At 53.6% G+C, this 1,651-nt stretch carries 2 protein-coding genes; both read left to right on the top strand.

Annotation, left to right across the window (positions count from 1 at the left end; genetic code table 11):
* Positions 1–1,266 (top strand): IS110 family transposase (locus tag ABJK56_RS01550; protein ID WP_347242905.1); only part of this gene is annotated, 1,266 nt, incomplete at its 5' end.
* A 166-nt stretch (positions 1,267–1,432) separates the two neighbouring features.
* A partial coding sequence (locus tag ABJK56_RS01545; protein WP_347242904.1) for a hypothetical protein occupies positions 1,433–1,651 on the top strand: 219 nt, incomplete at its 3' end.

Raw genomic sequence — 1,651 nt, 5'->3', positions numbered from 1 at the left:
GCACCAGCCGCAACAAAAACTGCCGCCGCGAAAGAAGATTTTCTGGTGGACGTTATTTACGAGCGCTGTTGCGGCTTGGACGTGCACAAAAAAAGCATCACGGCTTGCGTCATCACCCCCGAGGGGAAAGAACTCAAAACTTTTGGAACCGTGACCGACGACCTGGTGGCCTTAGTCCAGTGGATCAAGGAGAAAGGGTGCACCCACGTGGCCATGGAAAGCACCGGCGTCTACTGGAAGCCCATTTACAACCTCCTGGAGATGGAGGAAATCACCATGCTCGTGATTAATGCCCAACATTTCAAGGCAGTACCCGGACGCAAAACCGACTTAAAAGACGCCGAGTGGCTTGCCGACCTCCTCCGGCACGGGCTTTTAAAAGGAAGCTACATCCCCGACCGGGAACAAAGGGAGTTAAGGGAGCTGGTCCGCTACCGCAAAAGCCTGGTCAACGAACGCGCCCGGGAAGTCAACCGCCTGCAGAAGGTATTGGAAGGGGCCAACATCAAGCTTTCCTCCGTGGCCAGCGACGTCCTGGGGGTCTCCGGACGGTCCATGATCGAAGCAATCATTCACGGCATCAACGACCCCAAGTTTCTCGTCGGGCTGGCCCGGGGGCGGATGAAAAGCAAGAAAGAACAGTTGGAAAAAGCCCTTACCGGTTTAATCGGCCCCCACCAGCGGATGCTTTTGGCCGTCCAGCTAGAGCACATCGACTTTTTAGACCAGCAGATCGCCCTTTTGGACCAGGAGATTGAGGAGCGGATGCGCCCTTTTGAAGAAGCCCTGGCCCTTTTGGACACCATTCCCGGCGTAGGCAGACGCGCGGCCGAACAAATCCTGGCCGAAATCGGCACCAGTATGGAACGCTTTCCTTCCGCTGCGCATCTTGCCTCCTGGGCGGGGATGTGTCCGGGCAACAACGAGAGTGCCGGGAAACGCAAATCGGGCCGGACGCGCAAAGGAAACAATTCTTTGCGCAATATCCTGGTCGAAGCTGCCCGGGCCGCCGCCAGAACTAAGAACACCTACCTTTCCTCTCAGTACCACCGGATTGCCGCCCGCCGGGGGGCCAACCGGGCGGCCGTTGCCGTTGGTCACAGTATTCTGGTGATTGTCTACCACGTTTTAAAAAGACGCAGGCCGTATATCGAAATAGGTGCCGACTACTTTGACCGGCTCAAAAAAGAGGCCACCGTCCACCGGGCGGTGAAAAAACTTGAATCTTTGGGCTACAAGGTTTCGCTGGAATTGAATGTTGCCTAAAGCTCCGGCTTTTCCGGAATATGAGTTTTCTGACCGGAACTGTTAACAGTTCTGAGTGTGGTGGTTATTGTTTTTTTACGTTAGTTTATTTTCAGGGTAGATCCACAAAAACCTTGCCCGAATCTCTTCCTCCGGCAAGTCAGAAAGTTTGAAAAGGGGCCTCGGCATGGCTGATCATGATCTCTTTTTGGAAATTATGGCTGACCAGATTGAATGGCTGAAAAACTGTCAGGTATACAGTCCGGGTAACCGGGCCCACGGGGTGTTGTGTCTTAATCCGGAAAAGAACCGGGCGGTTCCTTATTTTTCAAATTTTGCAGCTTTGGCCTTGCTTGAAGATCCTTCTGCTTATGCTTTTGTCGAGCGCTATCTTGACTGGTACATA

Source organism: Thermogutta sp. (genome assembly GCF_039793925.1).
GTDB lineage: Bacteria > Planctomycetota > Planctomycetia > Pirellulales > Thermoguttaceae > Thermogutta.
Note: the sequence above shows the minus strand (reverse complement) of the source record. Positions and strands in the feature narration are given on the sequence as shown.